This window comes from Myxococcales bacterium (assembly GCA_012517325.1).
Classification (GTDB): Bacteria; Lernaellota; Lernaellaia; order Lernaellales; family Lernaellaceae; genus JAAYVF01.
On sequence record JAAYVF010000091.1, the window covers coordinates 1 to 7,339 of the forward strand.

General features: G+C 61.5%; 7 protein-coding genes. 2 read left to right on the forward strand and 5 right to left on the reverse strand.

The annotated features are described in order from the left end of the window. Window positions 1–204: 204 nt before the first annotated feature. Genes GX444_16200 through GX444_16220 form a run of 5 tightly spaced genes read right to left on the reverse strand, consistent with a single transcriptional unit; the run spans window position 205 to window position 5,612 of the window. Window positions 205–1,410, reverse strand: coding sequence for an ABC transporter permease (locus GX444_16200; protein NLH50121.1), 1,206 nt, complete (start codon window positions 1,408–1,410; stop codon window positions 205–207). Next, window positions 1,407–2,573, reverse strand: a complete 1,167-nt coding sequence (locus GX444_16205) for an ABC transporter permease (GenBank protein ID NLH50122.1) — start codon at window positions 2,571–2,573, stop codon at window positions 1,407–1,409. Before GX444_16205 ends, GX444_16200 begins: the two co-directional genes overlap by 4 nt. A 7-nt stretch (window positions 2,574–2,580) precedes the next feature. Next, complete coding sequence (locus GX444_16210; GenBank protein NLH50123.1) at window positions 2,581–3,537, reverse strand: HlyD family efflux transporter periplasmic adaptor subunit; 957 nt, start codon at window positions 3,535–3,537, stop codon at window positions 2,581–2,583. After that, window positions 3,534–4,193: a TetR/AcrR family transcriptional regulator gene (locus GX444_16215; GenBank protein NLH50124.1), complete on the reverse strand. Its 660-nt coding sequence runs from the start codon at window positions 4,191–4,193 to the stop codon at window positions 3,534–3,536. The genes GX444_16210 and GX444_16215 overlap by 4 nt, the downstream gene beginning before the upstream one ends. A gap of 9 nt (window positions 4,194–4,202) precedes the next feature. Continuing rightward, window positions 4,203–5,612 carry a TolC family protein gene (locus GX444_16220; protein NLH50125.1) on the reverse strand — a complete coding sequence of 470 codons (1,410 nt, stop codon included), beginning with the start codon at window positions 5,610–5,612 and terminating at the stop codon, window positions 4,203–4,205. 143 nt (window positions 5,613–5,755) lie between these two features. Between GX444_16220 and mazG the strand changes: the two genes are divergently transcribed. Together mazG and GX444_16230 are read left to right on the forward strand one after the other, a co-directional pair. Further along, window positions 5,756–6,538 (forward strand): nucleoside triphosphate pyrophosphohydrolase, encoded by a 783-nt coding sequence (mazG, locus tag GX444_16225; GenBank protein ID NLH50126.1) that lies wholly within the window; start codon window positions 5,756–5,758, stop codon window positions 6,536–6,538. Window positions 6,539–6,692: 154 nt separating this feature from the next. After that, the gene (locus tag GX444_16230; protein NLH50127.1) at window positions 6,693–7,076 is read left to right on the forward strand and encodes a thioredoxin family protein; all 384 of its coding nucleotides are present in this window, start codon (window positions 6,693–6,695) and stop codon (window positions 7,074–7,076) included. Window positions 7,077–7,339: the final 263 nt, after the last annotated feature.

A 7,339-nucleotide genomic window follows, 5' to 3' on the forward strand; every position in this document is an offset into this window, starting at 1 on the left:
AAAGCCCGATGCAAAACGGAAAATCGAAAGGGAACAACCAACTGGACGTGGGTCTATCAGGCCTCGGCTCCGAACTCTACGTAACCAAGGGGACATTTTTGCTGCACAGTTGAGGGGACATATTGCCTAAGTATAAACAGCAGAACCGGCGGGCCTCCCCAGGAGGGTCACCGATTCCGGCCGGCGCCTGGAAAGATGGGGAATTCACTCCACCGCGTCGTCGTCGTGCACCGGCCAACGGCGGATCATGAAGTAGGCGCCGGCGAAATAGACGACGAACTGCGCGGCCATCCAGCCGAAGTAGGGCAAAATGTCGATCAGGCGGTCGCTCTTGGCCATGGTGATGCGCATCGCCTGCAGGGCCGGGGTCACGGGGAACAGCGCGGCGATGACCTTGATGTAGGGCAGCATCTGGTTATAGGGCCAGGCGAAGCCCGACATCATGAACAGCGGCGTCGAGACGAACATCAGCAGTTGGAAGGCGACGTAGCGGTCGCGGCAGAAGTGGGCCACCGCCACGCTCACCGGCATCATCGTCAACTGGAAGATCACGAACACCAGGAACGACAGGCCGACGCTTTTCAGGGTCCAGCCGGAAAGCGGCGCGATCACCAGCAGCATCAGCGCCGTCGCGTACAGATAAAAGGCCATCTGCGCCCAGTATTTGCCCTCGAGGTAGGCGAAGGGCCGCGACGCCCGGTAATCGAACTGGTTCAGTTCGCGGCGCATCCCGACCGAAAACGCCATGGCGATCAGCAGCAATTGCTGCATGACGACCAGGAACACGCCGGGGACGAAGAAATTGCCGTAACCGGTCGTCGGGTGGAACAGGTAGCGGATGTCCTGCTGGATCGGCGAGGTGCGCTGCCTGGCCAGCGCGCTGGGCACGCCTTGCGAAAAGAAGTACCGCCGCCCAAGTTCCTCGTTCAGGGCGCCCACCGCGCCGAACACCGCCGGATAGGCCACCGAATAGGCGTACATGTTACCGGCCTCGATCCACAGCGTGACGTCGGTCTGCTCCCGTTTCTTGAAGCGGGTCGAAAAATCCGCCGGAATCTGGATCAACGCCTCCGCCTGCCGCCCGATCAGCATCTTCCGGCCCCGTTCCAGCGAATCCAGGCGGCCCAGCACCTTCATGTTCTGGGTGGCCGAAAGATAAACCGACATCCGCCGCGACAAGGCCGAGTTGTCCTCGTCGACCAGCACTACCGGCCGCTGTTCGGCCTGGTTTTTTTTGTACAGCCAGGAAATGACCGGCGGATAGAACAGCGGCAGTCCCAACAGAATCACCAATACCAGGCGGCCGATCCGGAACAGGAATTTCCATTCGTCGAGGATCATCACGCCGACGTAACGCTCGCGCTCGAGCAGGCGCTTCCCCAACCGACAGAGCAGGCCCGGCCGCTTCATCCCTTCGCCCTCGCCCGCCGCACGGCGCGCCGCACGGCCACGCAAATCGCGATCACCACCGCGTAAAAGACCGCCTGGCCCGCGAATTGCCGGAAAACCACGCCCATCTCGCCCAAACCGATCGGATAATGCATGTACATGCGGCTGCCGACCATGAAGGGCGTAAAGGGAATGATTTTCCCCAACAGGGCAATCAGCGGCGGCATGGTGTCGGCCGGCCAGGTCACGCCGCAGATCATCAACGACAACATGCCCATGACGATGGTCGCCTCGAAGGCCATCATCGGCAGGGGGATCAGTTGATTCATCCCGGCCGCGAGCATGATGTCGAGCAACAGAAAGACCGCGAGGTTGACCAGGACCACGTAAAAAGGGCTTTCCGGCGGCAGATTTTCGTAGGGCAGAAAAACGTAAAAGAAGAGCAGGCCAACCACCAGCGACACGAGAAAATTGGCCGCCAGGCCGCCGGCCAGTTCCGCGTCGGTCGCCGGGCGGAACGGCGGCAGGTACAACGTCACGCACAAAATCAGGATGAAGACGTGCAGGAAAAAGAAGAGCAGGCCGGGGATCAGGTAAATGCCGTAATTGGCGCCCGGATTGAAGTTGGAAAACTCGTTGACGGCGATGGGCAGCACGCGGGCCATGGCCTGGTTTTTCTGCTCGCCCATCTTTTTGACGACCGTCATTTGAATGCCCACCGAAACCGTCGTCAGCGTCCGCGCCACCGCCTTGTAGAGGTTCTTGCCGATCAGGATGTTGCTCATGTCGACGCTGACCACGACCGTGCCCTTGCGGCCTTTTTTGATGTCGGCCGAAAAGTCCGCGGGAATGTACACCACGCCGGCCAGTTCGCCGCTCACCAGCATGCCTTCGGCCTCGGCCAGGGTCCGGAACGACACGTCGACCAGCCGCACCTCGCGGTTGGCCAGGATGTATTCCTTCACCGTGCGGCTGATTTTCGAGTTGTCGTGATCGACGATCGCCAGCGGCAGGCCCTGGACCACCATCGTGTGGTAGACCTCCATCGCCAGCCACGACATGACCAGCAGCAGAAAGATCATGAGCTGGTAGCGGCGCCGGGTCGCCAGGCGGTGCAGTTGGTCGCGCAGTCCGCGCCGGAAGAGCGGCCAGGACACGCGCGGAATGAAGTACTTCAGGAGCATGCGGGCGTTACTCCACGGTCCAGCGCACCGTCATGCCCGGCCGCAGGCCCGCGATCGCCGTCACCGGCCGGGCCCGCACCTCGAAGCTCTTCAGATCGAAGCTGTTGCGTTCCTGCGTGGCGCGCCAGGTGGCGAAATCCGCCAAGGGCGCCAGGTGGAAAATCTCCAGTTCCACTTTCTGGCCCAGCGCCGGCACTTCCACGGCGATCTTCTGCCCCTTCTGGATTTTCTTCAGCAGGTCCTCGCGCACCGAGAAGGTGATCCACATATCTTTCAGATCGACGATGGTCAGGATGGGGAAGCCGGTGGCGGCCAGTTCGCCCTTGTGCAGGACGATCTTGGAGACCTCGCCGTCCAGCGGCGCGACCTGAATCGATTCCTTGTCGTAGGATTCGACCTCGGTGCGGACGCCCTCGGCCTGGCGCACCAGGGCGCCGAGCGCTTCTTTCTCTTCGTCGCGGGCGCCCTTCTGGACGGCGTCGTTCTGGGCGCGGGCCATTTCGTATTGCGCCACCGCGGCCTGGTACTTGGCGTCGATTTCGTCGAACTGCGCCTTGGGAATGGCTTTCTTTTCCAGCAGGACGGTCAGGCGGTCGTACATTTTTTTCATCACGTCCATCTGGGCGCGAGCCATGTCGAGCTGCCGGGCGGCGGCGCGCTTCTGTTCCTCGCGCGCCCCCTTGTTGGCCATCTTGAATTGCGCCTTGGCCGCGTCGATCACCGCGTTGACCTGATCGAGTTTCGCGGCGATGGTTTCGCGGGAGATCGTGGCCAATTCCTGGCCTTCCTTGACCTGATCGCCCTCGGTGACCTTCAAATCCTCGACCCGTCCCGGGATTTTCGAGGCGACGTCGATCTCGGTGGCGTCGACCAGTCCGATCAGCACGGTCTTTTTCCCGCCGCCGCAACCGGCCGCCAATCCCAGGATCACCAAAACCGCCAAAAACCAGCCCACGCTTTTCATCGTATTTCCCCGGTAAAGTCCGGCGCCTGGCTCGGCTTGGCCAGGATGCCTTCGAACATGGGTTGCAAAATGTGCCGTAAAACCCGGTCGCGAACCTCCGGCCGGCGCAGATCCTCGGTCCACAACGCCGCCATCAGCAACCGGCGTTGAAAATAGGTCATGCACAACCCGACGACGCTCAGCACCAGCTGCCGCGCGTTCAGGTCGCGGCGGAAAACGCCCAGCTCGATCCCCCGCTCAAGCGAACGGATCAACTCGCTCAGCCCCTCGGACAGCAGGTTGACCAGGTTGCCCCGGCTCCATTGGCCGCCCTGCAGGCTTTCCCAGGCCAGCAAGCGGACGAACGCCGGGTTCTCGACCAGGAAGTCGAAAAAATTCCGCAGCAGAATGATCGTCTGTTCGTATGGATCGTCGGATTTGCGGATCAGGCTGCGACTGGCCTGCAACAACTGTCGCAGATTGTCTTTCAAAACCTCGAGGTACAGGTCTTCCTTCTTGCCGAAATAAAGGTAGATGAGTCCCTTGTTGACGCCCGCGTGCCGCGCGATGTCGTCCACCCGCGCCGCGTCGAATCCCTTTTCGGCGAACTCCAGCTCCGCCGCCTTCATCAGCAGCCGTTTGGAACGTTCCGCGTCGCGTTTGCGAATTTCCGCCATCGGTCGGGCCTACTCGCCTGCGCCGGGATCGGGCGAGGCGACCGGCGCGGCGCTTTCGGGCACCCGGCCGGGATCATTGCCCATGGCCAGCCGCAGCGCGGCCAGGTTGGTCAGCACGTCGTACCGGGCGGCGATCAGGTTGCTCTGGGCGCGCGTCAGCAGGGTCTGGGCGTCGGTGACCTTGAGCGATTCGGACAGGTTTTCCTGGAAGCGCAACTGCTGAATCCGCAGATTTTCCTCGGCTTGCGCCGCGGCCTTGGTGGCGATGTTGTACCGCAGCATCGCCGCTTCGAGTTCCTGCAGCTTCTGCTTCGCCTGCAACTGCACCAGCGACTCGACCTCGCGCGCCTTCCACCGCGCCTGCTTGGCCAGCGCTTCCGCGGCGCGCGCGTCGTGGTACTTCCGGCCCCATTCCCAGAAATTCCATTGCAGCGACAACCCGGCGAACATCTCGGTTTCCTCGTAGAGGATGATGCCCTGGGTGTATTGATACCGCGCGATGCCCGCCACGGTCGGGGTCAGATCCCACCAGGCGAGCTTTTCCACCGCTTCCAGCGCCTTGGCCTTGCCGCGCACCGCCGCCAGGTCGCCGCGCCGCGACAACGCCGATTCCTGCGCCTGCTGCACGTTGACCGGTAAATTGGTCGGCACGATGAAGTCGTCTTCTTTCAACACCAATTCGGAATCCAGCGGCAGGCCGAGCTGGTGCGCCAGCGCCGAGCGCGCCAGCGACAGGCCCGATTGCGCCCGGATATGCATCTCTTGGACGTTCGCCAGTTCCACCTCGGCGGCCAGCATTTCCGCGCGGCCGATGAACTCCTGCGCCTCGAATTCCTTGGCTTGCTCGACATGCGCCGTCACGGTTTCGACCGCCGCCCGCGCCACTTCCTCCATCTTCTGCACCGACAACACCCGGTAGTAGGCCTCGATCGTCTGGAACACGACTTCCTGACGCGTGCGCTCGCCGAGGCGCTTCACCGCTTGCTCGCCCGCCGACCGCGCCTGATAGCCCTGATAAACCGAATACAGCGGGGTGAGCGGCTGAATCGCCGTGATCATGAATTGCTCGGTATAGTCGGCGCGCATCTCGATGGGCGGAATCGCGCCGACGATCGAATCCAGCAGTAGCTTGACGTCCGGCGACAGCTTGATGAAGTCCATCACGTCGATGTCGTAGGCCTCGTTCCACTGCAGCATCTGGCCTTCGGCGCGAAAGATGGGCCCGAAGCGGGCGAGCGCGCTTTTTGTTTGCGCCTCGGCCTCTTCGACCTGCGCCTCGGAAGTTTTCAGCGAGTAGTTGTTTTGCAGCGCCAGTTTGATCGCTTGCGGCAGATCCAGCGCCGTCGGTTCGGCCGCCGCGGCGATTCCCACGGCGACAAAAATCGCGAGCAGCGCCATCGAGCAGGAAAAGATTCGCATGAGCTATCCGCCTCTTTATAACTAACCGGTTAGTTATATAAACGCGATGCCGCACCGTGTCAAGAATAAATCCGGGGATTTTTTTCGCGCGATGATTATACTCGTCGGAGGGAAAAAACCCGCGCCTGAAGGAGCGAACCGACTTGAAACACTACACTTTCGACGATTGTCTGGCCATTGTCCGGCGCTTGCGCAGCCCGAATGGCTGCCCATGGGACAACGAACAGACCCTGGAATCGGTGCTGAAATACTTCCAGGAAGAGGTCTACGAAGCGCTCGATGCCGCCGACCGCCGCGACTGGCCGGGGCTGACCGAGGAACTGGGCGACGTGCTTTGGGAAATCCTGTTCCTGGCCCGCATCGCCGAGCAGGAAGACCACTTCACCATGGAAGCCGTGCTGCAAATCCTCGGCGAAAAAATGGTCCGCCGCCACCCGCACATTTTCGGCGACGCCCGAATCGAAAACAGCGATCAGGTGTTGGCCCAGTGGTCCGAAATTAAAAAGCAGGAAAAAAAGACCGCGACCCACGCCGGGGTGCTGACCAAGGTGCCGGGTTCGCTGCCGGCGCTGCTGCGGTCCTATCGCCTGAGTGAGCGCGCCGCTTCGGTGGGCTTCGACTGGGAAAACGCCGGTCAGGTCTGGGCGAAGGTCGAGGAAGAAAAAGGCGAGTTGGCGGCGGCGATGGCCGCCGGCGACCGCGCGGCCGTCGAGCACGAATTGGGCGACCTGATTTTCGCCCTGGTCAACCTGGGCCGTCACCTCGAGATCAACGCCGAGGACGCCGTGCGCCGCGCGGCCAACCGGTTCGTCGCGCGTTTCGAGGCGGTCGAGGCGACCTACGCCGGCCGCGGCGAGAAAATGGCCGACAAAACGATCGCCGAACTGGAAGCCGAATGGCAGGCGGCCAAAAAACGGGTTGGCTGAGGTATCATTCAGCTATCCACAAAAACTGGGGAAATGCCTGTGGATAAACCGCGGAGTGAATACATTTTGATACCGAAAAATAGGTGTTTTCTCCGCCTTGCACCATTTCGGTGCAAAAGAAATTTCAGATTTTCCCTCGCGAAGGAGGCCACTGGTGGGATGGTTTAAAGACCTGTGGGACGGCAAGGCCAAGGAAGCGGAAACCGGGTTCGCACAGGTGACCGATCAGAGCTTCGCCGAGCTGGTGTTGACCGCCGAAAAGCCGGTGCTGCTGTTTCTCTGGAGCGGCACCTGCCCCTACTGCCGCAAGATGGTTCCCAACGTGAAAAACGTTTTGCAACGCAACCGCGAGCGGATCGTCGGCGTCCACGCCAACGCGACCGAGGTGCCGGCCGTCGCCGAGGCTCTCGACCTGCGCGGCGTCCCCGCCACCGTCTTTTTTCTGAAAGGTAAGGTCGTCGAACACCTCGCCGGCTTCGTCCCGGAAGAACGGCTGGAGCAGGCGATCGAAAAGCTTTTACAAGTACAAGCGCCCTGACCGACGTCACATTTTTTCTACGCGCCGAAACGCAAAAGCGGCCGAGAGGCGCTGGCCCCCCGGCCGCTTTTTATGGTTCAGCCTCGTTTTATTCTTCCGGGCACTACGGATAATCCTCTTCGCCGAACGGCTCGGTGTAGAGGATATTGACCGCGTTGGCGTGGACGGTCATTCCTCTCGATGGATAAGAAACGCCGTCCGTCAAGGTGACAGTAGCGCTGGTCGGAGAACTTGACACGGGATACCCGAGAATCCAGAAACTG

Excerpts from the sequence above, each read along its gene's own strand:
- GX444_16220 (NLH50125.1), bottom strand. The coding sequence starts at position 5,612 with ATGCGAATCTTTTCCTGCTCGATGGCGCTGCTCGCGATTTTTGTCGCC.
- GX444_16200 (NLH50121.1), bottom strand. The coding sequence starts at position 1,410 with ATGAAGCGGCCGGGCCTGCTCTGTCGGTTGGGGAAGCGCCTGCTCGAG.
- GX444_16205 (NLH50122.1), bottom strand. The coding sequence starts at position 2,573 with ATGCTCCTGAAGTACTTCATTCCGCGCGTGTCCTGGCCGCTCTTCCGG.
- GX444_16215 (NLH50124.1), bottom strand. The coding sequence starts at position 4,193 with ATGGCGGAAATTCGCAAACGCGACGCGGAACGTTCCAAACGGCTGCTG.
- GX444_16210 (NLH50123.1), bottom strand. The coding sequence starts at position 3,537 with ATGAAAAGCGTGGGCTGGTTTTTGGCGGTTTTGGTGATCCTGGGATTG.